This window comes from Paenibacillus flagellatus (assembly GCF_003217775.1).
Classification (GTDB): domain Bacteria; phylum Bacillota; class Bacilli; order Paenibacillales; family NBRC-103111; genus Paenibacillus_AB; species Paenibacillus_AB flagellatus.
In genome coordinates this window covers 114,614-139,322 of record NZ_QJVJ01000013.1, presented here as the reverse complement: position 1 = coordinate 139,322, position 24,709 = coordinate 114,614, and the positions used below count along the sequence as shown (strand labels likewise).

Here is a 24,709-nt window from a genome sequence, read left to right as displayed (position 1 = left end):
ACAATGGCCGATCGCCGACGCGGCAGCCCGTCCGACCGCGAATTCGTTCCCGGAGACCGACCGATCGTTCCGCTTCCCGCGGAAACGTTCGAAGACCGCCACGTGGCCAGCCTTCATTACAAACGAATGAACGATTGGCTGGACGAAGCGTTCGAGAACTGCCGCAAAAACGGCGGCTTCGACGATTTGCCCGGCAAAGGGCGGCCGATCGAAGTCCCGACGGAAGACGTGCTCACGTCGATTTTGAAAAATGCCAAAGTACCGCCTCCATGGATCATGCTGCGTCAAGATATCCAAACCTCGATCGAGTACGCGCTCGAGCTGCTGCGAGCCGATCCCGATCATCCGGCTTTAGACGAGCACATTCACGATATTAACCGGAAAATCGTCCAGATGAACGTCCAGGCTCCCAGCCTTTCCCTACACCGCCGCAAGGTGACGAAGCACACGCTGGAGGCGGAATTCGAAAAGTGGAAGTAGGCATAGCCTGCGGATCACTTTTCAAGAGCTTGAAAACGGCAAGACCGCCGAACGTCCAACGTTTCGGCGGTCTTGCCGTTTCCTCTACCGCGGCCCCCTCGGACACCCTCGAATGTTCTCGACGGGTTAGGGTACGCTACGGGTGGAGGTGTGACTCATTCCATGAAACGACTTTTAACCGCACTGCTCGCGGCTACCTTGCTCTTCGGCTGCTCGACGCCGATCGTCCGAGGGGAGACGGCCGATGCCGTTCAAGAAGAAGGCGACGAGTCGGGCACGCTGCACCCGCTGAAGCGCGGCAGCTACCGTTCGCCGCCGCGCACGTACAATCCCGGTGCCGGCGCCGGTACAGGCAACGTCAACCGGACGACGCCCGCCCGGCCGGACAATGCCGCGCGCACTCCGACCGCTCCCCGCACGACGCCCGCTCCGCGGACCGGCTTCGGCGGATTTCTCGGGGGCATGTTCGGAGGCTTGGCGCTAGGCACGATACTCGGCTCCTTGTTCAATCCGTTCGCCGGCTTTTCGCTGGGCTTTCCCGTCTTATCCTTGTTCAGCTTCGTCATATGGATTGCCGTCATCCTCGTGATCGTCCGGCTTTTCCGCAGACGCAGACCGCATTGATTCGTCCGGTGCGTTACCGCGGCGGCTTCGGACTCAACACGAACACGAAGACGCCCTTGTCCCGCTCGAAATCCCAGTCGACGAACAGATCGACGACCGTGCGCCGAAGGGCCGATTCGAACGCCATCCGGCGGTCCGGACGCTGCTTCTCGATCGACCGCTTCAGCTCCTTCAACGATTCGCCGTGGCCGAGCCTCAGCAGCTCCCTCTCGATCGGAAGGAGAATGCCGTGGCGGATCGCGACGATGGTACGCGGGTTGATCTCGAACGAGCGGACGCCGTCCCGATCGATCAGCGGGTGCACGCCTGCGGAGGCCAGCTCGCGTTCCACCTCCTCCTTGCCGGGATAATCGCCGTCCGGCGGCGGACTGTCCGCGATCGGATCGCCACAGCCGAATACGATCATCCCGCTGCGGTTCGACAGCTCCCAGTCGTAAAAAGCCTCGTTCGGACGGATGCCCGCGACCGTCCCGATATAATCCGCCACATCCGGCAGCAGCGGCTTCATCAAATAATCCCGCATGCGCCGGACGATCGCCTCCTGCTTTTGCTCCAGCAGCACGCGTTCGGGCGGAGCCATAAAATTTCGCAAATAAATCGCAATGTACGTATGCCCGATCGACACGAAAACCGATTCGGGCCCTTTGCCGAACGTATCGCGCAGCCGTTTGCCCACGTAGCTGCCGATCGTTTGCTGCATGTGCTGCAACGGCTGCGAGGGAGCGGGCGGCTGCTGCGCTTGCTTCGATTCCTTCACTTGTCCGTCTCCTCCAAATCGTTTATCGTCCAGGTGCGGGGGCTTCCGCGCTCATGTCCGCGGGAAGCCGGATCTGTACCGTCGTGCCGTCTCCAGGCGCGCTGTCGAACTCGATCGTACCCCCGTGCTCCTTTACGATGCTGCTGCATACCATTAGTCCGAGACCGGTGCCTTCCTCCTTCGTCGAATAAAAGGCCCGTCCGATTTGCTCGAGCAGCTCCGGCGCCATGCCCGTCCCCGAATCGGTGACGAATAAGGCGGCTTCTTCTCCGCTTCGCTCCGCGGCTACGACGATCGTCCCGCCTTTCGGCATCGCTTCCATCCCGTTCTTGATGACGTTGATCAGCACCTGCTTCAGCTTATTCTCGTCCCCCCGAATGGAAACGCCGTTCAACGCTCCATCCGTCCTCAGCTCGATCCGAACGCCGGAGAGCATCGCTTGGGGCAGCATGAACTGTACCGTTTGTTCGAGAAGCCGGTTGACGTCCACATCCTCGACCTTCGCTTCTTTCGGTTTGGCGATGAGCAGAAGCTCCCCGACGATCCCGTTAATCCGGTCGATTTCCGACAGCATAATATCCGTGTAGGAAGCTCCTCCCGCTTTCAGCAGCTGGACGAAGCCTCTCAGGCTCGTTAGCGGGTTGCGAATTTCGTGCGCGATTCCGGCCGCCAATACGCCGATCGTGGTCAGCTTCTCGGACTCCTCCAGCTTCCGGCGGCTCACCGTCAGCTCGTCCCGTTCGCCCGCCGGGAAACCGGCAGCTTTCCGCCCCCGGCCGATCCGATAAGCCGCCCAACCGACGACTACGGTCCCCGCCGCATGAAGCAGCGATTCCCACACCGCCTCTCCCCATGGCCGGACGGGCCGGTACAGGGCATATTGATCGGCGGCGACGAGCAGGACCGCCGCGGCCGCCAGCCAGATCGGCAGCGGTACGTTCGGGAAGCGGGTACGGTTATGCAGCATGGCGGAGCATCCCCTTTCGGATAGGCAAATAAAAAGACCTAACCTTCGGCCCCTCGGGCGAAAAGTTAGGTCATGTAAGTGACGTTTATTTGCGAAGCGCAATAAATTCACACATTTACCTTCGAGATTCAAGTACGAAACAGATGAACCCGAGATCGTTCGGAAACGACCAGTCGAGAAAAATGTCGGCCACCGGCGCGCGGAAAAGGTCTGAAAACGTCCCATCCCGGTGAAAGTAGGTCTTCTCCAAATCGTCCTTCGTATTCAGCAGCTCTTGCTCGTAGCCTTTGGCGATCAGCGCCTTCTCGATCGGGACCAGAATCCCTCTGCGAATGACGACGCAAAACCGTTCATTGATCCGATACGTGCGCACTTCTTCCGGAACTTTCTGGACGAGCGCGCTCAGCCGGCTCACTTCGTGCTCGACCAACCGGTAGTCCGGCTCGAAGGACGGCGTCTTCGGCGCCTCGGTCGGCAGCTCCCGATCGAGAGCGGCGGCGATCAGCCCGGAGTTGTTCGGAAAATTCCAATCGTGGAACATCATCCGAACTTCCAGTTCCAGCATCGATTGAATAACGCCTTTCAGCTCTTCCAGAATACCGGTCATGATCGCTTGGCGAACCGTGTCGACGGCGATCGACTGCCCTTGACGGAAGAGCGCTTCCTCCATCGGCGTTACGAAGCCGCCGATTTCGATAAGAAGGAACGGGCCTCCCGCAAAAGCGAAGCAAGCTTCGGGTCCGCGCCCGAACTTTTGCCGTAAAAGCTTGCCCGTATAGCTGCTTATATACTGGAGCCGCCGATGAATCGGCTCCGCCTTCATATCCGCTTGCGCGTCCATGCTTCGTTCCCCCGCGGGGCTAAAACCGACGACTTCCAATCGTCGATCCCCCTCATTTTATCATGAGCCGTCTGAATTGCAAACGGTTCTCCGCATTTTAGATTGCCATATACGGGCATCTTTCATACAGACGCACGATATCGTCGGGGGACGCCCGCGAAGCGCGGTTTGCGAAAGCCGCTATCGGCGTCAGCCGCTCGCTTGCCGATCCCAGAAAGGAAGCGCCACGGTGACGGTCGTCCCTTCTCCCGGTTTGCTGTCCAACCGGATCGCCCCGCCGTGCATGTCGACGATCTTCTTCGCGATCGCCAGTCCGAGGCCGCTTCCGCCCGCCGACCGGTTGCGCGACTTGTCGGCTTTGTAAAACCGTTCGAACGCATGCAGCCGATCCTCCTCGGCCATCCCGACGCCCGTATCGGTTACGGCGACGACCGCTTCTCCCTGACCGCTCCCGACCCGGACGCGAATCGTTCCGCCTTCCGGGGTGAACTTGATCGCGTTGTGCAGCACGTTCGTCCATACTTGGCTCATCAAATCTTCGTCGGCGGCGATTTCCGTCGGCTGAAGCTCGACGTCCATCTCGAGCCGCTTGGCATCCCATTGCGGCTCGCACGCCAGCACGACGCGGCGCAGCTGCTTGTCGAGCCGGTACCGCTTCGGCTCGAACGGATGCCGTTCGGAATCGAGCGACGTCAGCTTGAGCAGGTTGTCGCTCAGCTTGGACAGCCGTCCCGTCTCCGTCTCGATGATGGACAAATACCGCTCCCGTTCCTCGTCGGTCAGGCTGCCGCTTCGCAGCGCCCGCGCGAAGCCGCCGATCGAGGTGAGCGGCGACTGGATTTCGTGCGAGACGTTCGAGACGAACTCCTGGCGCATCCGCTCGATCCGTTTCAAGCCGGCCGCCATGTCGTTGATCGTTTCGGTCAGCTGAATGAAGTCGTTCCGCTGCCCCCCGCCCTTCCCGCCCCGGCGGAAACGACGGCTCGGCTTGCGGCCCTGCATCGATTCGATGTCGATCGTCACGTTGTAGTCCCCCTTCGCGATCCGGTTCAGAGCGCCGAAGACCGTCGTCCATAATCGGATCCGGTGCGGGGTGCCGTGAATGAAGGCGAGGATGCCGATCAGCAGCAGCATCGCGTTGATGAGGAATAGCGGCGTCAGCTGTTTCACGAAGCCGTGGAACAAGCCGGGCGCTTCCGCCTGAACGAATAGCGCCGCTCTCGCGCCGCCCTGCCCGATCGGTACGGATCGGCCGACTGTCGCGATGCCGCTGCGGAACGGGTTCGGCCTCTCCAGCTTGCGGACCGTGTCTCCCGTATAGACGCGTTCCAGCTCGGCGGCGCCTATGCCTTCCGACAACGGCGAAGGCTCCTCGCCGTACCATCGTCCGGCGCCTTGCGGATCGAGCCAGCCCGCGCGAATGCCCATCGTGCGGGCGAGCCGGTCCGCCCACGGTCCGGCTTCTCCCCCGGTTTCCTCCCGGACGGCGGAAAGCGTATCGAGCTCCTCGAGCAAGGCGCCCCACAGCGCCTCTTTGTCCGCGCGGCTATGGATGAGCGAAGAAGCCGCGTAGGCGACCGTCCACATTCCGTAAAAGACGAGGAACAGGAGCAGGATCGCTTGCGCGACTTTGGATAGCGGCGGCTTCTGCATCAATTTCACGCCGGCGGGCGGGCTTCCGCCATGGTCGAACTCCGGCCCCCGCTTCATGGCGTCGTCTCCAGCCGATAGCCGAGTCCGCGGATCGTGCTGATTTTGAACGAATGGCGTTCTTCGGGAAACCGTTCCCGCAGCCGCTTGACGTGAACGTCGACGGTCCGTTCGTCGCCCTCGTAATCGAACCCCCATATTTGCTCGATCAGCTGGTCGCGCGAAAACGTTTTGCCCGGATAGCTCGCCAGCTTGAACAGCAGCTCGAACTCCTTCAGCGGCAGCGTCACCGCACGGCCCCCGACGACCGTCTCGTACGTTTTCCGGTTGAGCGACAGCTCGCCCACCTGAACCGTCTGGGACGTCGCGATGCGATACCGTTTGAGCAGCGCCTTGACGCGGACGATCAGCTCGGCCGGCTCGAACGGCTTGACGAGGTAATCGTCCGTACCCAGCTCGAACCCCTTCACTTTATGCGCCGTTTCCCCTTTGGCCGTCAGCATGAGCAGAGGGAGGTCGTAATGCTCCCTCAGCTCCCGGCACAGCTCCCAGCCGTCCATGTTCGGCATCATGACGTCGAGCACGACCATCTCCACCGGCGCCGACGCCATCACGGCAAGCGCTTCGTTGCCGTCGGACGCCTCCGCGACCTCGAACCCCTCCCGCTCCAAAAACAGCTTAACCAGCTCGCGAATATGCGGGTCGTCGTCGACGATCAGCAGCTTGGTCATCGCCTTCGCCCCCTCCTCCGTTTTCCTCTAGCATACACCATGCTTCTCGCTCAGACGAGCTCCGCGCTCTTCGCCGCGACGTCCGGCTCGCGGACCGCCGATCCCGGCGAGGCGCCCGGAACGGAGCCTCGCTCCGCGTGCCGTTCCCGCGACAGCTTGGCGTTGCCCATGAAGAAGCTGACGACGATGCCGATCGCGACGATAACCGCGCCGGCCAGGAACAGCCCGGTGACGGCACCCGTGAACAAACGCTGCAGCTCCGCGACGACCTCGTGCGGAAGCGCCGCCATCGCCGCCTTGTCGGTCAGCAGGCGGGGGTTCGCCATGTGGGCGAGCTTGTCGGCCGGAATGTGCGCAAGCTTCGCGCCGAGCCCGGATAAGCCGTCGTTCAGCCGGTCCGACAAAAGGGCGCCGAGAACGCTGACGCCGATCGTCCCACCGATCGAACGGAAAAATTGGACGGACGAGGTGACGACGCCGCGCATCCGGCTGTCGGCCGCTTCCTGAGCGGCGGTATTGATCGCGGGCAAGAGCGGTCCCATCCCGAGTCCCGCCACGATCATGTACAGCACGACCGTCGTCTTCGTCGTATCGACGTCCATCGTCGACATGAGCCAGAAGCCGACGGCCATGATCGCGAACCCGCCGGCGATCAAGACGCGGAACGGCACCTTCGCCAGCAGCCGGCCCGACACGATCGAGGAGACGACGACCGACAGCATGAGCGGCGTCAGAATGTAGCCGGCGAGCGAGGCGCTGACGCCGATGACGCCCTGCACGTAAAGCGGGATGTACGTAATCGCGCCGAACATCGCCGCGTTCATCAGGAAGCCGGCCGCGTACGAAACGGTAATGACGCGGTTGCGGAACATGTCGAGCGGCAAAATCGGCTCCTTCGCCTTTGTCTCCGCCCAGAGGAACAGGGCGAGCAGCGCCGCGCCGGCGGCGAACAGGCCGAGCACCGGCATGGAGCCCCAGCCGTAGCTCGTGGACGCCTCGCCCGTACCGCCTCCGAAGACGAGCGCGAGCAGGATCGAGACGATCGAGCCGCTGAGCAGGACGGCGCCGAGCCAATCGATCGAGCGTTTGCCGGCCGTCCGATTCTCTTTCAGCGCGACGGCGATGATGCCGATGGCGGCGAGGCCGATAGGGAGGTTCACGTAAAATATCCAATTCCAGCTCAGACGGTCGACGATAAAGCCGCCCGCCGCCGGGCCGACGATGCTCGATAGCGCGAAGACGGCGCCGAATATCCCTTGCATTTTGGCGCGACGCTCGGGCGGCATGATGTCGGCGAGAATCGTAATCGCGAGCGGCATCAAGGCGCCCGCGCCGATGCCCTGGATGCCGCGGAAGACGATCAGCTCGGTCATGTTCGTCGCGAGCCCGCATAAGGCGGACCCGCCGATGAACAGCGCCATGCCGACGATATAGATGCGGCGCCGCCCGTATAGGTCGGCCAGCTTGCCGAAGATCGGCATGCTCGTCGTCGAGGCGAGCATATAGACCGAGAACACCCAGCTGTACAGCGACAAGCCCCCCAGCTGCTGGATGACGGTCGGCATCGCGGTCGCCATAATCGTCTGATCGAGCGCCCCGAGCAGCATCCCCAGCAGCAGGCCGGTCAAGACGAGACCGACTTTCGGTTTTGCATTGGTCATAATCGTTCCCACTCCTTCTTCTTCCTTAAGGTCGATGGGAACACTATAACCGGGTTCTATGAACTGAATATGAACTTATTCGCCGCGGTCAGAACCAGACTTTGAACGTCTTGATCTCGTACGGCCGGATCGGGAACGTCAGCTCGGCGCCGGCGAATTCGACCTGCTCCTCGCCCTCCTCGACCAAATTGCATTCGGCCGCCTTGCGGATATTTTGGCCGAACCGGAGCGTTACCGCCCCGTTGCGGCACTGCATCGCCTCGTAGACGCGCACGATCGCGCAGTCGCCGGCCTCCGCCTGCTTCACCGTCTCGACGAAGACGTGGTCGGCGTCGACGGATACGAAGCTGTACGCGTACGGCAGCGCCCCGCTGCCCGGTCCGGCGACGGCCGCCTGCAGGGGCACGTTCAAGTCGTAAGCCGCGCGCGGCGTCTGGCCGTACCGCCAATCCCCGAAGTGCGGGTACAGGCTGTACGTGAACGTATGGCGCCCCTGATCGGCCGTCTCATCCGGAAGGACGGGCGACTTGATGAGCGTCAGGCGCATGACGCCGTCCTTGACGTCGTAGCCGTACTTGCAGTCGTTCAGCAGGCTGACGCCGTAGCCGCCCTCGGACAAGTCGGCCCACTTGTGGGCGCATACTTCGAAGCGCGCCCTATCCCCGCTCGTATTCCAATGCGTCGGGCGCTCGATGGCGCCGAACTGGATGTCGTACGTCGCCCGGGTCGCCCGGATGTCGACCGGGAATGCGGCCTTCAGCAGCGTCCGCTTCTCCCGCCAGTCGACCTCGGTGCGAAAATCGATGCGCGGGACAGAGCGGTACACGGTCAGCCGCTGCACGATGCGCGAATCGCCGAACGTCCAGACGAGCCGAAGGACGCCGCGCACCGGCCCTTCCTCCTCGACGACCGCTTCCGCGAGCTTTCCGATCTCGGTCATTTTCTCGCGGTAATCGATGTCGATATCCCCCGCGTCGAACCGCAGCGGCCGATCCTCGAACGTCTGCAGCACGTTGCCCGGCCGATCTTCGGCCAACACCTCGCGCCGCGCTCTCTTGTCGTACAGCGATTCGATTTGGCCCTGTTCGTTCAGACGGATGCGGAAAAACGCGTTTTCGAGCGAATCGCGGCTCACGTTCAGCTCGTTATCGCCTCTACCGCCGCCCCGGTCGTCACCTTCGGCGGAGCCGGACGGCACGTCGGGCAGCGGTCTCGCCACGAGCGCGTAAGCGGCGTAGCCCATCGCGGGCACGTCCTCCACTTCGACGAGCAGCAGCTCGCCGCCGTCCTCCTCGACGATTTGCGTGCGGGCCGGCGAGCCGTCCGAACCGAGGATCGTCTTGCCGTTGACCGCCTCGGTCAGCGGCAGCTCGACGACACCTCTCCGCTCCCAGGACAAGCTGTTGAACACGACGACGCTGTCCCGCTCCAGCCCGAGCTTGCCGAGCAAGGCGCGCTCGGCGCGATCCAACGCCTTCTCCCCGATATCGGCGATTTCGCGAAAATGCTCGCGGGCGTCCTCGTACACTTGCCGGAGCGACGTGCCCGGCAAAATGTCGTGAAACTGGTTCAGGAGAAGCAGCTCCCACCCTTTCCGCAGCGCCTCGGCGGGGTACCCGTCTCCGCCCGTCAGCAAATCGGCCACGACGTTGAACCATTCGGCGTGGTGATACAGCGTCTCCGCCTTCCGGTTCGCCCGCTTGATCCAGCCGTGCGACGTATAGGTGCCGCGACGGGATTCGAGGTACAGCTCGCCGTCCCAGACGGGCAGCTCCGCGTTCTCGAGCCGCTTCGCGAGCCGGTCGAAAAACGGCTCCGCCTTGCCGAACTCGAACTGCGGCAGGCCGGGGATGCTTGCGAGCGCCCGGCCCGCCTCGAGCATGTCCTTCGTCGGCCCGCCGACGCCGTCTCCCCAGCCGAACGGGAGCAGCAGCTCCTCGTTGACGTCCTTTTGCCGGTACTCGTCCCAGAGCCCCTTGACCGAACGCGGGTCGACACTGCCGTTGTACGTGGAGCAGGAGCCCCCTTCCTCCGGCGTCGTGACGAAGTGGGTCAGCAGCTCGGTTCCGTCGATGCCTCTCCAGACGAACGTGTCGTACGGAAACCGGTTGAACGAGCTCCGGCTCGTCTTCGACGTCAACAGCCGCTCGATGCCGCTTTTGCGGACGATTTGCGGCAGCGCCCACGTATGGCCGGAGACGTCCGGCAGCCGGACGAGGTTCGTCTCCTGTCCGAACTCGTCGCGGATAAACGCTTTGCCCAGCAAAATGTGGCGGATGAGCGACTCGCCGTTCGGCACGTTCGTATCCGGCTCGACCCACATGGCGCCGGATATTTCCCATTCGCCGGAAGCGATCTTTTCCCTCACCTTGGCGAACAGCTCCGGGTAATCCTCCTTCAAATACCGGTACAGCTGCGGCGACGTGTGCAGGTAACGGAATTCGGGATATTGGCTCATCAGATGAAGAACGGTCGAGAACGTGCGTGCGGCCTTCTCCCTCGTATGCGAAAGCCTCCACAGCCAAGCCATGTCGATGTGCGAATGGCCGACGCCGATTACCTTCGGCCGGATTTCCTTCGTCTCGGCCAAGCCGGCGAGCCCGTCCGACAAGAAGGCGAGCGCCTCGCCGACCGATTCGTAAAACGCGTTCGACTGCGGCTGGCGCCAATCGAGCTTGCGGATCGAATCGTCGAGCAGGCGAAGCAGCCGCGTCCTTCTCAAGTCTTCCGGCGCCAGCTCGTCCACCGCCTTCAACACCGTATCCGCCATGTAGTAAAACCGCTCGGCGGAACCGTCGATCCGGACAAGCCGGGCGGTCCGGAAGCGGCGCCGCTCCGGGACGTTCGGCACGCCGCTCCACGCCTTGATCGCAATCGGGAACCGGCCTTCGGCGAGCAGCTTGGGCGGAAGCCACGCCTCCTCGTGATGCTCGTCAATGCCTTGCAGCGGCTCCCCGCCGGCGTACAGCAGCGCCTCGGCTGCGGATTCTCCGCCGTCGCGGGGGCCGACGCGCAGCTGCAGGGCGACCTTCTCGCCGCTCCAGCCGTCCGGCACCTCGACGATGCCGCGAAACCAGGCCGTTACGTCGTAGCCGCCCCATTCGTCCCCGACGCGGAAATCGCGCCAGCCCGAATCGTCGAAATCGGGGCGGTACGCACCGGGAACGTCTTGCTCGATCATGCGGAATGCGGTCAACTCCCGGGATTCCCGGACGATCAGCGGCTTCAGCTCGGACAGCTGCTTGGCGATTTTCGGTTCGGCCACTATCATGAACATTCTCCAACCTTTCGCGCCTTTGCGGCAAAATGGCATATACGCTTCTCAGTATGCCCCGCTTAGGCCCGCTTCTCCCGGCATGGCGAACGGTTGACAGATCGATCCCGTCGGGAGACCGGGGATACCGATTCGCAACCGTTTCGGTATTCCTTCCAGTCAATCGCTGTATAAATTCAAACGCGTTTGAATCGATGCAGCATGTTCCTTATGATGGGTTGTACATCAGAAGCTTGTTGTTCGCGCATGTAAGCCGTGTTGACAGCCAATGCCGGCGTACCATGACCGGCGCCGGTCATGTCGGCGATTTCCCGTCGCCCTTCCTCCAATTCGAACAAAGCCCTCTCCACACGCTGAAGAAAGCAATGTCCGAACTCGTTGAGCCGAAACTTGCGACCGCTTCTGCTTCTGTCGAATAAGGAGGCGCCCAAGTCCTCTTCCAATCGTTGAATCGTCTTGCTCAACGAGGATTGCGTAATATACAATTCCCCCGCAGCCTCGGTCATAGGCTCCAATCGGGCTACCGTTCGGAAGTATTTCAAGCTGAAGAAGCTCCAATGCCCAAGGCCGCCTCGCATTCCTTGCGACCCGAGCAGCTGCAATGCGGCAACTGTTCGTTGTGTACATCAATCCCTTCTTATTGCTCGCCGGCTGCGTATATTCGGTCTAGATACTCGACGGCGACGCGTTCCGCCTCCTCTTTCTTTACCAGGTCCGAATCTTGCCGTAAACGTCGGTACATCTGTATCGTAATCTTTAACGACCGGTAGCAGCTTTCAAAACTGTGGGAAGGAACCGTTTCTTTAAGCTCTTCCAGCGCTTCGGCACCGTACTTCTCCAGTCTTCGGACTCCCCGCGGCTGCCGTCCATTCCGAATGAGCACCAGCGGCCCCAATACGGTGCTTCGCATAAAGGTTAGAAGATCTATGATTTCGAACAACTCGCCTCTCCCCAGCTTCGTTGCTCCATAGTGAATCCAGATCCAGAAGCGATCCTCGATCCATTGCGGATCAAGGCAAAGGGGTTTCGGCGTTGTTTGGTTCAGCACCGTTGTAATATCGGAACCTCTTTCCCAAAGAATGCGCGGATTTTCGATGCGGGATCCAAGCTCCCGCGCTTGTACGAATTTGAGATCGACATGGAGCGGCTCGGGTCCGTATAAACAAATAAGCAAACGGGGCTCGCCTACGTGCTCGCCGGTAAATGCCGACAGCAGGTGGCCGAGACTCTCCGCAATACGAAGGCGTTGTTCCATGATCTCGCCTTGGAATTCTTCCCGGTAGACCACGATCAAATCCAGATCGCTATACTCATCCATTGCACCGTACACCATAGAGCCGCCCGCAAGCAGACCTGTAAATCGTCGATCTTGGCGTAAACACTCCACAGCCTTCTCAATGAATCGTTCATGGACGGGTAACTTCATGCCAAACACTCCTTAAAATAAGACCCATAAAATGGGTATTATTACAACGTAACATTGAAGGTACAGGAACGTCAATGACTTTCCCGATTATCGCAGCAGGAAACGGTGACACCGAATGTCACCGTTCGACCGGTCCCTCGGGCTTTTTGGGGCAAAGGTAACGGCAATGCGGCTCTTCTCTTTGCCGTCCTTTTCGGTTATGATGAATGAGCACTTATTAAATCTGTTTAATAAGTTATCGGAGGTGATAGCTTCATGATCGAGCGTCCCGCGAACCCGAAAGAGAACGGCCAACGAATTCGGAGCGGAATAAGAGCGGTCCTGCTTAACGAGGGGAGCAAGACGAAGGCGGAGCTAAGCGAAAGGCTCGGAATCAGCTTCCCGACGGCAAGCAAATTTCTAACCCTAATGGAGAACGACGGGGAGCTGTCCCTCGTCGGACTCGACGAATCGAGCGGAGGACGAAGGGCGCAGCGTTACGCCTACAATCCGGATTATCGGCTGGGACTTGCCGTTATTTTGGAGAAGACGGAAACCTATTTTACGCTATACAACGGTTTCGGCGAAATAAAGGACGCGGACGTCACTTCGAGTTTTCTGACGGAAGGCGTGGAGAAGCTGGCGGCCTTCGTCGAATCCGTCGTCGATTCCCACCCATCGGTAGGCGCTTTGGCGATCGGAGTGCCCGCATCCGTCGACAACGGCCGCATCATCTATACTCCCGGGTATGAGACTTATCGCGGTTTCGACCTGAAGAGGTATCTCGAAGCGCGATTTTCCATTCCCGTCCTCGTAGAGAACGATATGAACGCCGCCGTCCGGGGGTATTACAAGAAGCGGAGCATCGCGAGCCCTCCTACGATGGTTTACCTTTATTTCGGCCAGAACGGTCCGGGCGCAGGCATTCTGGTCAACGGAGACGTGGTGCGAGGCAGTACGTTTTTCGCGGGAGAAGTATCGTTCGTTCCACAATATGACGACCGGAATTTTTTGCAGGCGCTGACCGGAAGCGAAGCATCGGGAAGCCCGCGGTGGAACGAGGGAGACGGGGTCGACGCGGTCGGCCGGTTGGTGGCCGCGATCTCGGCCATATTGAACCCCGACACGTTCATTTTCAGCGATAACGAGGTCGACCCCATCCTACTGGAGAGCATTGCGCAACGAAGCGCGGCTTACTTCCCCCGGGAGCATCTCCCGAAGCTTACGGCAAGCGACTGGAAAGAAGACTATTTATACGGCTTGCGGCAGCTCGGCATCGAGCTGATGATTGCCGCGCCGGCAAGATCGGATCGAATAGGAAGCGAGAGGTAGACGCATGGGAACGATATTGCTTGTGATCATTTACTTGGCCTTCATCAGTCTCGGTTTGCCCGATTCCTTGCTGGGCGCGACTTGGCCCGCCATGCAGCCGCAATTGCAAGCGCCCTTGGGAATGGCCGGCGTGCTCTTCATGGTCATTGCCGGCGGGACGATCGTCTCCAGTCTTTCGAGCGGAGCCTTGCTACGTCGATTCGGGACCGGAAAAGTAACGCTCTTCAGCTGCGTCATGACGGCCGGCGCGCTTCTGGGCTTCGCCTTCGTCCCGTCCGTCTTCTGGCTGATCGTGTGCTGCATTCCGCTCGGACTAGGCGGGGGCTCCGTCGATGCCGGGCTGAACCATTACGTGGCCGCGCACTACAAGGCGCATCATATGAGCTGGCTGCACTGCTTCTGGGGAGTCGGCGCGACCGCCGGTCCTATGATTATGGCGCACTTTATCTCGCAGCAAGCCGCTTGGCGGGACGGCTATTTGGCGGTTGCCGGCATTCAGTGCCTGCTGGTGGCGGTGCTGCTGGCGTCGTTACCGTTGTGGAACCGCCGCTCCCTTGGACGAGGGACCGCGGAGCGCGCTTCGACCGAAGCGGTGTCGGTGTCGGCATCGGCGGACGATTCGGGGAATGGCGCCGCGAAGCCCCTCAAAGCGAAGGGCGTAAAGCTTGCCTTGCTTTCGTTTTTGTTGTATTGCGGGGTTGAATCCACGCTCGGCCTTTGGGGAAGCAGCTTTCTCGTCCGCGAACACGAATTGCCCGCAGACACGGCGGCGAAATGGGTGTCCCTTTATTATGCAGGCATTACCGTCGGGAGATTCGTCACCGGTTTCATCACGTTCCAAGTGAACAACCGGCTGCTCATTCGGGGAGGTCAGGTCGTGGCGTTGACCGGGGTGATCGTCTTGCTGCTGCCGCTGCCACCTTCGTTCGCGCTGGCGGGATTTCTGATCGCGGGCCTCGGCTTGGCACCGATCTACCCGTGCATGCTGCACGAGACGCCGGTCCGCTTCGGCAAGTCGAACGCTTCCACCCTTATGGGATACCAAATGGCGGTTGCGTACACGGGCAGCACGTTGATGCCGCCGCTTCTCGGATGGGTTGCCGGCTTCTCGTCCATCGGGATTTTCCCGATCTATCTTGTCTTATCGGCCGGGGCCATGCTGCTGCTTACGGAACGGCTGAACGCCGTCCTGGGGAGGAAACGGCCATCCGCCGCCCTTCCCTCTTGAAGAAAGGAGCGGAGCGAATCGGGGCGGAATCAGCCGATGCCTTCGCGCCGCGCGATATCGAGGACGATCGTTTCGAGCGTGGCGCCGGCCGGCTCCGCCTCCATCGCCGCCTGCGCCCGGCCGAAGCTCGTCTCGAGCGCGCCATCCTGCAACGGGTATAAACCCGCGCCCTATTCCCAGGAGTAGGTCGTCGTCAGCACATCGGCGAACTTTTTGCTCTCGTCCCGGCGGTGTCTTCGCATATCCGCGCGAACCGTCGCCGTCTCGTGCAGCCGGATCTCCTCCTCCGTCTCCGGTACCGCCCTCGGCACCGGCTTCGGCTTCAGCTCGTCGTCCAAGGCGACGAACGTCAGAAACGACGTTGCCGCAATTTTCCGCTCCCCGCTCATCAGATCCTCGGTAATGACTTTGACGAACACCTCCATCGAGCTGCGCCCCGTCCACGTCACGAACGATTCGAGACATACCGAGCTGGTCATCGGAATGGGTGACAGGAAATCGACCGAATCCGTGGACGCGGTAACGACCGAGCATCGGCTGTGCTTGGCGGCCGAGATGGAGGCGATGTCGTCGATATAGGCCATCAGCTTGCCGCCGAACAGCGTATTGTAATTGTTCACGTCCGTCGGAAATACGCGGAACGTCTTGTAGCACCGGGATTCCTTCACGAACCGCTGCTCCACCATGAAATCACGCCCTTCCCCGCATGCGGATAGTATTCGGGTTATAGGATGCCCGATCCGCGAAAAATCCGCGCCATGAGCCCGATTTTTCGTCAGGCGACCGTTACTGACATTGTATGCTGGCCCGAGGAACGATTCAACCGTCCTTTGGCGAGAGAGGACCTCCGCACGCGGCCGCGATCAGGCCTCACGTTCGTGCCGCATACATGTCCAACTGCCGCTTCAGTCGTCCCCGGATCCCCTCCCGAACCGATTCGGGGCGGATGACGCTAGCGTCCGGCCCCAATCCCGTAAAGAACCCGACCGCCCAGTCCGGAAACAAGGAGCCTATTCGTCAATAGTCCGACTTCACCGTATCCAGCTTGTACATCCCCGTATGGGCGACCCGGATGTCCGCCTGGATCGACTTCAGGACGGCGTCCGTCAGCGGAGACTCCCCGTAGCGCGTCAGCTTGCTCCAGAGCGGAAATTTTCGCCGGTAGAGCTCGTGGCCGAGGTGATACAGATCGATTCCGTTTTTGCGCCCGTATGCATACGTTCGCTCGATTTCGGACACGATGGTCCGGCTCGCTTCCTTCTCGATTTCCGAAACGTCCATTTCCGTCAGCAGCTCCGACACGTTCCCTTTGCCGCGGATGCGGACGGCGAATTCCGGCTTGCCGTTCCCGCCGGACGGCAGCACCGACACCTCGACGCGCGGCCGCTCGATCGTGACGGTGCCGGCTTCCGCTCCATTCCGGCTGACGATCACGCTCGACCGTCTCGTCCCTTCCTCCAGCCATCGAAGTCCGGTCAGCTCCGATTCCGGGATCCAGACCGCCGGCTTCGAGCGGGCGATGGCGAACACGCCGCCGATGACGAGCTTCGGATCGTTCGAGCCGTCCCGCTTCCACACCCCGGCATCGATGCCGAGCGAAGGAAGCAGCATGGTGTAACCAGGCTCCCTCAGGTGGGCCACCGCCCGGTGAAGCCGGATCGGACGAATGTAGGAGCGCTGCCGATAGTTGTCCTCGGGCTGGTGCAAAATCGAAGCCAGCGGAGACAGATTGAAAAAAGGCTTGACGGCGAACAGCCGGTCGATCGGCTCCTTCGTGCCGTATACCCATTGCGTATACCGCAATTCCCGGTACCGGATGAGCCCGTCCAAATACGTATCGATTCCGCGCCGCAGCGCTCTTTCGCTGAAGACGATCGAGGAGACGTGCCCCCAGAACATGGGCTGCTGCGAGCTTTTGACGAGCCGGGTCATCGCCTCGATGACGGTGCTTCCCTCCTCCCGTCCCGACCAAACCGGAGCGGGCTGGCTCGCTTTTCCGCCCTCCTGCTTCGACACGTTGGCGAAGTCGAGCAGCTGGCCGTAAACAATATAGCTGCCGTCCTCGTAGTCGTAGCCGATGGCGGTCATGTAGTTCGTATCCTGGATCGGCTTGATATCCCAGCAGCCGGCCAGCAGAAGAAGAAGCACCATTCCGATCGCCGGCTTGCCCAGACGCCGGATCACGAGGAATCGCCCCGTTTCCTCGTACCGTCGACCGGACGGAGGAACGAAGGACGCCGCACGATCCACCGGAACGGCTTCGCGAAGATCGCGAGGAAGAGGTCACGGAACGTCGGAGGCGACAGCGGAGCCATATAAGGAACGCCGAACGATTCCAGCGTCGCCAAGTAGAGCGCGAGCGCGACGACCGCCGTCATGAAGCCGAACATGCCGAGAACCGTGGAGGCGATCAAAATGATAATGCGCAGCAGCGTCACGGAGCCCGCCAACGATTGGTTGACGAGCGTAAACATGGCCATGGTCGAAATCGCCACGACGACGAGCGTAGCCGGGCCGGTAATCCCCGCGCGGATGGCCGCGTCGCCGACGATGAGGCCTCCGACTACGGCGATCGTCTGCCCGACGGCCTTGGGCAGGCGCATCCCCGCTTCCCGGAACAGCTCGAACAGGAACAGCATGATATAAAAGTCCATCGGGCCGGATAGCGGGAGGCCGATCCGCACCGACGTGATGGTCGCGAGCAGCGGGAACGGGATCTGGTCGAAATGGAACGCCGTCACGGCGATGTAGAAGCCGGGCAAAAAAATGGCGAGCAGCAGTCCGAAAAAACGCAGCATCCGCTCGATCGCCACATAGTAAAACGGGAAATGAACGTCCTCCGGCGATTTGACGATCAACGCAAGGTTGGCGGGAGCGATGAGCGCCATCGGCGAGCCTTCCACGATCAGGCACATGCGGCCGCGAAGCAGGCTGTCCGCGGCGTAATCGGGCCGCCCGATATAGTTCATCAGCGGGAACAGCGAGAAAGGCGTGTCGACCAGCTCCTCCTCGAGCTGCTTGCTGCTGACCAAGCCGTCGATCCGGATCCTCGCGAGCCTTCGCCGGGCTTCGCCGACCATCTCGGGGTTCGCGACATCGTCGATGTAGAGCAGGGCGACGGTCGTCCGGCTGCGTACGCCGATATCCGTCTTCTCGCAGCGCAGCGAATGGGATTTCAACCGTTTGCGGATCAGTGCCACGTTCGTCGTCACGCTTTCGGTAAAAGCGTCCCGCGGCCCCTTGATCGACACTTCCGTGCTTGATTCCTCCGGCTTGCGGTTCGGCGGATCGGAAATATCGAGCGCGTACCACAAGCCCGCGGACTCGAACCAAAGGACGAGCATCCCCGAGTACAAGCTCGTCATGAGCCCTTCCTTCCCGCCGACGCCGGGGATCGGCCGGAGCAGCAGCGTTTCGTTCCGCTCCACCAGCTCCCGATCGATCGTACGCACCCCGCCGAGCATCTCGTGCAGGCGGGGGAGCAAGAGCTGATGAATCAGCTTCGTATCGGCCATTCCTTCGCAATAAAGCAGCACGACTTGATGCCGGACGGGTGCCGGGCCGAACTCGCACGATTCGATGCGGATATCGTCCGAGCGGGCGAACAGCTCCCGCAGCTTGGGCTCGTTCAGTTCCGGCAGCTCGACGGTCATGGGGTCGTCCCCTCCTTTCTTCGCGCCGGCAGCAAAGACAGTGCCAGCAGCAATATCGGCAAACACGCCGCGAAGACGAGCGCCGACGGATAGTACCCGTGCACAATAACGGCCATCAGCGCCGCGTCGTTCAGCGGCAGCAGCGTTCCGGCCGCCAGCAGGGCGCACAGCCCGGCGGACAGCCAGGTCCGTTTGCCGGCGCCGTCACCGGCCATCGTCTCCGACAGCAGCAAGAGCAGCAGCGAGACGCGGACGAACGAGCCCGCGATCCATTGGTAGATCGAGAAAAAGTCGAGATGGGATATGAATTTTCCCATCGTCACCATGCGCCATTGCTCGAAGGCCGGGTACCGCTGCTCGGCCGCCTCGAACGGTCCGAACATGGAGATCGCTCCCGTCACCGGGCCGACCGTCAGTCCGATCAGCAGGACGACGAATGCGGTCATGCCGCCGATCCGGATACGGGTCGAAAGCCGATGCTTCATGAGCAGGATGACGACCAGCTCGAACAAGCTGCCGCACGTGTACGCCATCGCCTTCAGGGCGGGGCCGTAGCCGTGGGTGAACAACGGCAGCAGCAGCGTATAATCTTTGTACTTCAGGTTGGCGGTTGCGACCATGTCGCCCAGCAGGACGACGCCGGGCAGCAGCAGCCCCGACGTGATGGCGATCGCCCGGATGCCCGCTTTGACGGCGAAGAAGCATACCGTCATGAAGAAAAGAACGATCACGATACGAGGCGTCCTGGGCAAGTACGACACCTGCGCCCACGTAACCGTGTCGGTTAGCGATACCCAAGCGGTCACGAACAGGTATGCGGCGAACGGTACGAGGATGACCCCGCGGACGAATCGGCCGCACCGCTCCTTGATCCAGTCGGCCAAGGAGCCGTTCCCGGTTCTGCGAATCGCCGCCACGAGCGCGACCGCCCACAGCGCCGTCGGCACCGTCGCCGCGACGGCGCCGACCCAGGCGTCCCGCTTGGCGATGCCGAGCAGCACCGGCGTCAAGATGACGTGATTGGATATGCCGACGGAAAGCATGAGGACGACATACATTTGCAGGACGGTGAAAGGTTTGTCCGGCCGCATCGCTCGACCCCCCGCAAGATGATGGCCAAAACTGGCGTTTTTATCCTTTGTCGGCAAGCCCCATCTTATGCTTGCGGGAGTATTCGGGGAACGCAAAAATAACGCCATGAACGGATCATGGCGTCTTTCGCTTATAGGCGATTGTCTTCGGCGGCTTCCCGGTTATCCGTCCGCGGAAACGGCCGCCGTGCGCGGCGCCGGCAGCGTGACATGGAACGCCGCGCCTTCCCCGGCTCGGCTCTCCGCCCGAATCGTGCCGCCGTGAAGGTCGACGATCGACCGCGTGATGGACAAGCCGAGCCCCGCTCCGCCCGACTTGCGGGTGCGCGACGATTCGCTCCGGTAAAACCGGTCGAAGACGCGGGGCAGGTGCTCCTCCGGAATTCCGGGCCCGTTGTCCTTCACCGTCAGCTCCACGCCGTCCGGAACGATGCCGACGGAGATCTCGATGCGTCCGCTCTCCGGGTCCGTATGCTGGACGGCGTTGTGGAACAAATTCAGCACGACCTGCTTCATCTTGTCGGCGTCGTACATGCAGCGCGCCTCGGGAGCGAGGCGGAACGCGACGTCGCGGCCTCCGGCTAGCAGCCGGAGCTGGGGCTCCATCTCCTGCAGCAGGACGTCCAGCTCTCCTTCCTTTCTCTCGAAGGCCGGGGCCTGGTCCAGCTTCGCGAGCAGCAGCAAGTCCCGCACCAGCTTGTTGATCCGCTCCGACTCGCCGTACATGCTGTTCAGCGCCCGGTGAAGCTGGTCCGGCTGGTTCGCGGCGCCGCGCAGCAGCACCTCCAGAAAGCCGTGAATCGACGTGAGCGGGGTGCGCAGCTCGTGCGAGGCGTCGGCGACGAACCGGCGCATCTGCTCCTTCGCCTCCTTCTCGGCCTCGAAAGACGCCTCGAGCCGCTCCAGCATGCCGTTGAACGACATCGCCAGCCGGTCCAGCTCCAATTGGCCCTGCTTCGCGGGGAACCGTTCGTCGAGATTGCCGGCGTCGATCCGCTCCACCGTGCGTACGATTTTCGACAGCGGGACGAGCGTCCGCCGCAGCACCGGCACGAACGCGAGCAGACCGAGCAGCAGCGCGAGCAGTGACAGCGAGACGAACGCGATCAGCTGGCTGACCGCCACATCCATGATCAGCGACGTCTTCATGCTCAATTGGGCGACCCCGAACAGGCGGCCGCGCATGTCGATCGGCTGCAGGACGACGAGCTGCTCGTCCCCTTCGGCGTCGCGCGCGATCGTATAATTCACTTCGGCGTTGGCGTCCATCCGTTTCGATTTCGCCGCTTCGTATTGCTCCGGGGCCAGCTGCGGAGGCGTTCCCGCCCCCGGCCAGTCGGACATGTTTGTGAACGTTCCGGCATTGTCGATGACGGCAAACGCCATATCCGGGAAAACAAACATCGGCTTCCGCCCCGGACCGGCCCCGTCGGGCCCGCCTTGCGGCCCTGCTTGGGAGCCGCCCTGCCCTCCCCGTTGGGAACCTCCTTGCGGAACGCCGGACGGCTCTCCGTCGACTCCTCCGACGATATTAGGCAGCACGTCGCGGGAGACGGAGCGCAGCTGGCTCTGCATCGTTTCCGCTTTGTTCTGGAACAGAAATTCGCGCATGAATACGTATTGGAAAATGCCGATGAACAGCAGGATGACGGTCATGACGAGCAGGGAGCGCGACAGCAGCTGGAACCGCAGCGAATGCGGCGTCAGCATCGGCGGTAGGCGGAGACGGGCGTTCTTCATGTCGCATCGATCCGGTAGCCGGCGCCCCGCAGCGTACGGATGACGCGATGCTCTTTGTCCTTCAGCTTGTCGCGCAGCGACCGGATGTACACTTCCACGATATTTTCTTCCCCTCCGAAGTCGTATCCCCACACTTTATCCAAGATCATGCTCTTGCTCAGCACGATCCCGTGATTGATCACCATGAACTTGAGCAGTTCGTACTCGGTCGGAGACAACTCGAGCACCCGCCCGTCGTAGACGATCTCCTTGCGCCGGTCGTCGATGCGGAACGGGCCGACCGCGACCTCGCCGAGCAAGTTCGGGAACTGGTTGCGAACCCGCGCGTGGATGCGGGCGAGCAGCTCCTCGAAGCTGAACGGCTTCACGACGTAGTCGTCGGCGCCGAGCGTCAGCCCTTTCACCCGGTCGTCCACCTCGTCCTTCGCGGTGAGCATGATGACCGCCACGTTCTCCGTCTTCTTCAGCAGCTTGCACACTTCGAAGCCGTCCATGCCGGGCATCATGACGTCGAGGATGGCGACGTGCGGCTGGAACTGCTTCGCGATCGTAATCGCGGAGAGCCCGTCCTGGGCCGTCTGTACCTCGAAGCCTTCGTTCACGAGCCCGAGCTCCAAAAATTGCAAAATATTCGGCTCGTCGTCGACGAGCAACAGTTTGATCCCTTTCATCTGCCGCATGGCATGTGCCCTCCGCAATTCGCTTTCGTCCTTGGTCTTATTATCGGACGGACCGCTGAAATCATCCTGAGCGCAGCCTGAAAGTCCGCTGAACGTTCGCTCCGTTCCCAGCATACCTTCAAAGCGCGGGGAGGACAACCCGTTCGGCATGGTGGAGCGAGGCCGCCGGCGGATTAGGTCACGCAGAACGACCGGGATACGGCCGAGAAGCTGCTCGTCCACGGAATCGAAGCCTATTATATCCAAGCGGGCGAAGGAAGCCATCCCGTAGAGGCGGGCAAAAACCGGCTGGGATGGCTGAACGAGCAGCTCGGTTGCATTTCACGTTATCGGATATCCAAGACAGTCCGCTGACCAAGGAACAATTGATCCGGATCGCCGAAGATTTGACGGCGCCTCAGCGGTAACGGGCTCCATCGCATAACAAAACGTCCCCGGGATGCAACGGCCGGGGACGCTTTCGTTGTTCATATTTCTTTATTCCAACGCCCCGAGCTTTCGCGACACGGTCCCGTTCGGCGTCTCCACCGTCTCGTAAACCAATACGCGGTTCGTCGAGCTGAACTGGTCGACCTTCAGGTTGGAGAACGTTACGCTGTTGCCGCCGTCGAGCAGCTTCGTCGCGCCTTGGAACGGAAGCGACTGGCTCGCGATGACGAGTCCGAACGGGTCGACGAGGTCGAACCGGAGCTTGGAGACGGTCGCGTCGCTTACGACCGGCTCCTTGCGCTCGAGCCGGACGTTGAATGTCAAGGCGTAGGCAAACGTTGTGCCGAGCGTACCGTTCAGCATCAAGTCGGAGTCGCGCAGCTCGATCCGGTACGGGTACACGTTCCATACGTCGTCCGACGAGTCGTCGTCGCCGAAGGCGAGCCGGACCGACCCGAGCGGCGGCGGGGAGACCGATGCGTCCGAGCCGTCGTAGAACCGCAGCTCGTAACGGCCCGACTCGTCCGCCTCGGGCATCATGAACGAATACGTCCTCATGTAGCTCGAGCCCGACGCCAGCGTTTCGACGGCGCCGGACTGGACCGTACCGCTGTAGACGCGTCCGCTATCGTCCGCAAGCGCTAAGCCCAGATCCGGAAGCGGCAGCGACACCGTATCCGCATTCGTCAGCTTCACCTTGGCGACGGCCGTCTTGAAGCCGTACGTTTCGTTGTCGTACAGCTCGAGCTCGGTGACGGACGCCTCGAGCTTGCCGTCGAGCGCCAAGCCGATCGCGTCTCCAAGCCGGTAGTCAGCTCCCTCGTCCTGCCGCATCGTCTCGGCGCCGCGCAGGTCGACGATCAGCACCGGGTAAGCCGGAGACGACCGCTGCGAGTCGGCCGCGGCCGCGGAGGAGACGCTTCCGCCGCGGGTGCCGAACAGCGCCAGCTCCAGCTCGTCCGGGGCGACTCCTTTCGGAAGCAAAGCGCGAAACGAATACGTCTCGGATTCGCCCTGCGACAAGTATGCCGGATGCGTCCCGGTATCGTTCGCCGGTACGCTCACGTCGTCCCCTCTCGCCTGCAACACCGCCGACAAGCCGGGCAGCGCCGCGACTTGCGGCTTGTCGTTGGACACCGTCACGTCGGCGCGTACCCACAGTCCCGCCTCGGTTTCGGTGATGACGGCGGACGACGCACGTACCGATACCGTCTCCCGGCCCTGCCCGTCCTTCAGCGGACGCGCTTCCCCGATCGTCGCGGCCTTCCGCCCGCCGCCGATCGGCAAGCTGTCCAGCACGACGGCGTCGGTACCCGTTCCGTTCGCGAACAGCAGCGACCACTGGCCGGTCGCGCCGCCGTCGGGGACGGCCGCCTTCACCGTCATCCGCTGCGCGGCGCCCGGAAGCAGCGTCTTGTCCGCGCCGTCGACCGCCTCGGCCGCGACCGTCCGTCCTTCGGCGTCCTGCAGCCGGATGGCGAGCCCCGCCGGCAGCGTCACCGCGGCATCGCCGGCGTTCGTCGCGGTCAGGTCGACGTATACGGTCCACTCCCCATTTTCCCTCACGAGATATTCGGTTCCGACCCGAAATGCGACCCGGGCGTCGCTGTTGATCGTGGCGTCGATTTGCCCGAGCGACACCGACGCCTCCGGCACGGTCCCTTCGGCGGCGGCCGCTTCCATCGCGGCCGAAACGGAGAACGTGCCGATATCGTTCATTCCGGTTGCGGCCGCCCGATCCCATGCGAAGACGACGACGCGCAGCGAGTCCGTGCCCGTCCCTTTCCCCACGCGAGCCTCGTACGGGAACGATTGCTCCCGGCCGGCCGCTACCCTGGCGACCGATTTCCCGGTTAGGCGAGCGGAATGGCCGATTCCCGCGGCGTCGACGACCCGCACGCCGTAGCCGTTGTAGTCGACCGCCGTCGCCCCGCCGTTATGCAGTGCGACCGCAAACCGCACGATCGCGTCGTCAGCGCCTTCCGAGTACCGGACGTTCTCCAAGGTAAAGAAAACGTCGCCGTTCCCATATACGCCTTCCTTGGCGGCGTGCGCGATCAGCGGCAGCAGCGCGGCACATGCGGCCAGCAATGCCGCGACCGCCGTCATCGCCGCCCGCCGAAGCCGGCTCCCCGCGTATGAATTTCTCATCCGGTTCCCTCCCTT

21 protein-coding genes and 1 pseudogene are annotated in these 24,709 nt (G+C 62.0%); 4 read left to right on the top strand and 18 right to left on the bottom strand.

What is annotated here, in order from left to right; all coding sequences use genetic code 11:
- Positions 1–3: 3 nt before the first annotated feature.
- Complete coding sequence (locus DLM86_RS25560; protein WP_158289665.1) at positions 4–480, top strand: DnaJ family domain-containing protein; 477 nt, start codon at positions 4–6, stop codon at positions 478–480.
- Between the two features lie 162 nt (positions 481–642).
- Positions 643–1,104: a hypothetical protein gene (locus tag DLM86_RS25555; protein WP_110842902.1), complete on the top strand. Its 462-nt coding sequence runs from the start codon at positions 643–645 to the stop codon at positions 1,102–1,104.
- Positions 1,105–1,117: 13 nt separating this feature from the next.
- Here the strand turns inward: DLM86_RS25555 and DLM86_RS25550 are convergent, their stop codons facing one another.
- The 9 genes and pseudogenes from DLM86_RS25550 to DLM86_RS25510 form a co-directional block, all read right to left on the bottom strand.
- Positions 1,118–1,861 carry a Na-translocating system protein MpsC family protein gene (locus DLM86_RS25550; RefSeq protein WP_110842901.1) on the bottom strand — a complete coding sequence of 248 codons (744 nt, stop codon included), beginning with the start codon at positions 1,859–1,861 and terminating at the stop codon, positions 1,118–1,120.
- A 22-nt stretch (positions 1,862–1,883) separates the two neighbouring features.
- Entirely contained in the window at positions 1,884–2,828 is a 945-nt protein-coding gene (locus DLM86_RS31810; RefSeq protein WP_158289664.1) for an ATP-binding protein, read from the bottom strand.
- Between the two features lie 115 nt (positions 2,829–2,943).
- Entirely contained in the window at positions 2,944–3,669 is a 726-nt protein-coding gene (locus DLM86_RS25540) for a Na-translocating system protein MpsC family protein (protein ID WP_245954911.1), read from the bottom strand.
- A 189-nt stretch (positions 3,670–3,858) separates the two neighbouring features.
- Positions 3,859–5,379: a sensor histidine kinase gene (locus DLM86_RS32855; RefSeq protein ID WP_245954910.1), complete on the bottom strand. Its 1,521-nt coding sequence runs from the start codon at positions 5,377–5,379 to the stop codon at positions 3,859–3,861.
- Entirely contained in the window at positions 5,376–6,050 is a 675-nt protein-coding gene (locus DLM86_RS25530) for a response regulator transcription factor (RefSeq protein ID WP_110842900.1), read from the bottom strand. The genes DLM86_RS32855 and DLM86_RS25530 overlap by 4 nt, the downstream gene beginning before the upstream one ends.
- A 50-nt stretch (positions 6,051–6,100) precedes the next feature.
- The gene (locus DLM86_RS25525; protein ID WP_110842899.1) at positions 6,101–7,711 is read right to left on the bottom strand and encodes an MDR family MFS transporter; all 1,611 of its coding nucleotides are present in this window, start codon (positions 7,709–7,711) and stop codon (positions 6,101–6,103) included.
- A gap of 88 nt (positions 7,712–7,799) precedes the next feature.
- Positions 7,800–10,982, bottom strand: coding sequence for an alpha-mannosidase (locus DLM86_RS25520; protein ID WP_158289663.1), 3,183 nt, complete (start codon positions 10,980–10,982; stop codon positions 7,800–7,802).
- A gap of 254 nt (positions 10,983–11,236) precedes the next feature.
- Positions 11,237–11,563 (bottom strand): annotated as a pseudogene (locus DLM86_RS25515) (LysR family transcriptional regulator); the annotation flags it as partial.
- Between the two features lie 59 nt (positions 11,564–11,622).
- Positions 11,623–12,411, bottom strand: a complete 789-nt coding sequence (locus tag DLM86_RS25510; protein WP_110842897.1) for a nucleotidyltransferase domain-containing protein — start codon at positions 12,409–12,411, stop codon at positions 11,623–11,625.
- 255 nt (positions 12,412–12,666) lie between these two features.
- On the opposite strand from DLM86_RS25510, the gene DLM86_RS25505 reads away from it, so the two are divergent.
- Together DLM86_RS25505 and DLM86_RS25500 are read left to right on the top strand one after the other, a co-directional pair.
- The gene (locus DLM86_RS25505) at positions 12,667–13,722 is read left to right on the top strand and encodes an ROK family transcriptional regulator (protein WP_110842896.1); all 1,056 of its coding nucleotides are present in this window, start codon (positions 12,667–12,669) and stop codon (positions 13,720–13,722) included.
- A 4-nt stretch (positions 13,723–13,726) separates the two neighbouring features.
- Positions 13,727–14,950: an MFS transporter gene (locus tag DLM86_RS25500; protein ID WP_110842895.1), complete on the top strand. Its 1,224-nt coding sequence runs from the start codon at positions 13,727–13,729 to the stop codon at positions 14,948–14,950.
- A 29-nt stretch (positions 14,951–14,979) separates the two neighbouring features.
- Here the strand turns inward: DLM86_RS25500 and DLM86_RS33045 are convergent, their stop codons facing one another.
- From DLM86_RS33045 to DLM86_RS25460, 9 genes are all read right to left on the bottom strand, one after another.
- On the bottom strand, positions 14,980–15,102 hold the full coding sequence (locus tag DLM86_RS33045; RefSeq protein WP_281272196.1) for a hypothetical protein: 123 nt from the start codon (positions 15,100–15,102) through the stop codon (positions 14,980–14,982).
- Between the two features lie 18 nt (positions 15,103–15,120).
- On the bottom strand, positions 15,121–15,633 hold the full coding sequence (locus tag DLM86_RS25495) for an acyl-CoA thioesterase (RefSeq protein ID WP_211326590.1): 513 nt from the start codon (positions 15,631–15,633) through the stop codon (positions 15,121–15,123).
- Positions 15,634–15,820: 187 nt separating this feature from the next.
- The gene (locus DLM86_RS33290) at positions 15,821–15,955 is read right to left on the bottom strand and encodes a WCX domain-containing protein (protein WP_484216275.1); all 135 of its coding nucleotides are present in this window, start codon (positions 15,953–15,955) and stop codon (positions 15,821–15,823) included.
- A 12-nt stretch (positions 15,956–15,967) separates the two neighbouring features.
- Complete coding sequence (locus tag DLM86_RS25490; protein WP_110842893.1) at positions 15,968–17,134, bottom strand: Ger(x)C family spore germination protein; 1,167 nt, start codon at positions 17,132–17,134, stop codon at positions 15,968–15,970.
- On the bottom strand, positions 17,131–18,603 hold the full coding sequence (locus tag DLM86_RS25485) for a spore germination protein (protein ID WP_110842892.1): 1,473 nt from the start codon (positions 18,601–18,603) through the stop codon (positions 17,131–17,133). Before DLM86_RS25485 ends, DLM86_RS25490 begins: the two co-directional genes overlap by 4 nt.
- Positions 18,600–19,694 (bottom strand): endospore germination permease, encoded by a 1,095-nt coding sequence (locus tag DLM86_RS25480; RefSeq protein WP_158289662.1) that lies wholly within the window; start codon positions 19,692–19,694, stop codon positions 18,600–18,602. The genes DLM86_RS25485 and DLM86_RS25480 overlap by 4 nt, the downstream gene beginning before the upstream one ends.
- A gap of 162 nt (positions 19,695–19,856) precedes the next feature.
- Positions 19,857–21,434 carry a sensor histidine kinase gene (locus DLM86_RS25475; RefSeq protein WP_245954909.1) on the bottom strand — a complete coding sequence of 526 codons (1,578 nt, stop codon included), beginning with the start codon at positions 21,432–21,434 and terminating at the stop codon, positions 19,857–19,859.
- Entirely contained in the window at positions 21,431–22,114 is a 684-nt protein-coding gene (locus DLM86_RS25470; protein ID WP_110842890.1) for a response regulator transcription factor, read from the bottom strand. The genes DLM86_RS25475 and DLM86_RS25470 overlap by 4 nt, the downstream gene beginning before the upstream one ends.
- A 477-nt stretch (positions 22,115–22,591) precedes the next feature.
- Positions 22,592–24,694 carry a hypothetical protein gene (locus DLM86_RS25460; RefSeq protein WP_110842889.1) on the bottom strand — a complete coding sequence of 701 codons (2,103 nt, stop codon included), beginning with the start codon at positions 24,692–24,694 and terminating at the stop codon, positions 22,592–22,594.
- Positions 24,695–24,709: the final 15 nt, after the last annotated feature.

Bases quoted from the DNA above. Each gene is read 5' to 3' on its own strand.
- DLM86_RS25560 (WP_158289665.1), top strand. From the start codon at position 4: ATGGCCGATCGCCGACGCGGCAGCCCGTCCGACCGCGAATTCGTTCCC.
- DLM86_RS25555 (WP_110842902.1), top strand. From the start codon at position 643: ATGAAACGACTTTTAACCGCACTGCTCGCGGCTACCTTGCTCTTCGGC.
- DLM86_RS31810 (WP_158289664.1), bottom strand. From the start codon at position 2,828: ATGCTGCATAACCGTACCCGCTTCCCGAACGTACCGCTGCCGATCTGG.
- DLM86_RS25540 (WP_245954911.1), bottom strand. From the start codon at position 3,669: ATGGACGCGCAAGCGGATATGAAGGCGGAGCCGATTCATCGGCGGCTC.
- DLM86_RS32855 (WP_245954910.1), bottom strand. From the start codon at position 5,379: ATGAAGCGGGGGCCGGAGTTCGACCATGGCGGAAGCCCGCCCGCCGGC.
- DLM86_RS25530 (WP_110842900.1), bottom strand. From the start codon at position 6,050: ATGACCAAGCTGCTGATCGTCGACGACGACCCGCATATTCGCGAGCTG.
- DLM86_RS25525 (WP_110842899.1), bottom strand. From the start codon at position 7,711: ATGACCAATGCAAAACCGAAAGTCGGTCTCGTCTTGACCGGCCTGCTG.
- DLM86_RS25520 (WP_158289663.1), bottom strand. From the start codon at position 10,982: ATGATAGTGGCCGAACCGAAAATCGCCAAGCAGCTGTCCGAGCTGAAG.
- DLM86_RS25510 (WP_110842897.1), bottom strand. From the start codon at position 12,411: ATGAAGTTACCCGTCCATGAACGATTCATTGAGAAGGCTGTGGAGTGT.
- DLM86_RS25505 (WP_110842896.1), top strand. From the start codon at position 12,667: ATGATCGAGCGTCCCGCGAACCCGAAAGAGAACGGCCAACGAATTCGG.
- DLM86_RS25500 (WP_110842895.1), top strand. From the start codon at position 13,727: ATGGGAACGATATTGCTTGTGATCATTTACTTGGCCTTCATCAGTCTC.
- DLM86_RS25485 (WP_110842892.1), bottom strand. From the start codon at position 18,603: ATGACCGTCGAGCTGCCGGAACTGAACGAGCCCAAGCTGCGGGAGCTG.
- DLM86_RS25480 (WP_158289662.1), bottom strand. From the start codon at position 19,694: ATGCGGCCGGACAAACCTTTCACCGTCCTGCAAATGTATGTCGTCCTC.
- DLM86_RS25475 (WP_245954909.1), bottom strand. From the start codon at position 21,434: ATGAAGAACGCCCGTCTCCGCCTACCGCCGATGCTGACGCCGCATTCG.
- DLM86_RS25470 (WP_110842890.1), bottom strand. From the start codon at position 22,114: ATGCGGCAGATGAAAGGGATCAAACTGTTGCTCGTCGACGACGAGCCG.
- DLM86_RS25460 (WP_110842889.1), bottom strand. From the start codon at position 24,694: ATGAGAAATTCATACGCGGGGAGCCGGCTTCGGCGGGCGGCGATGACG.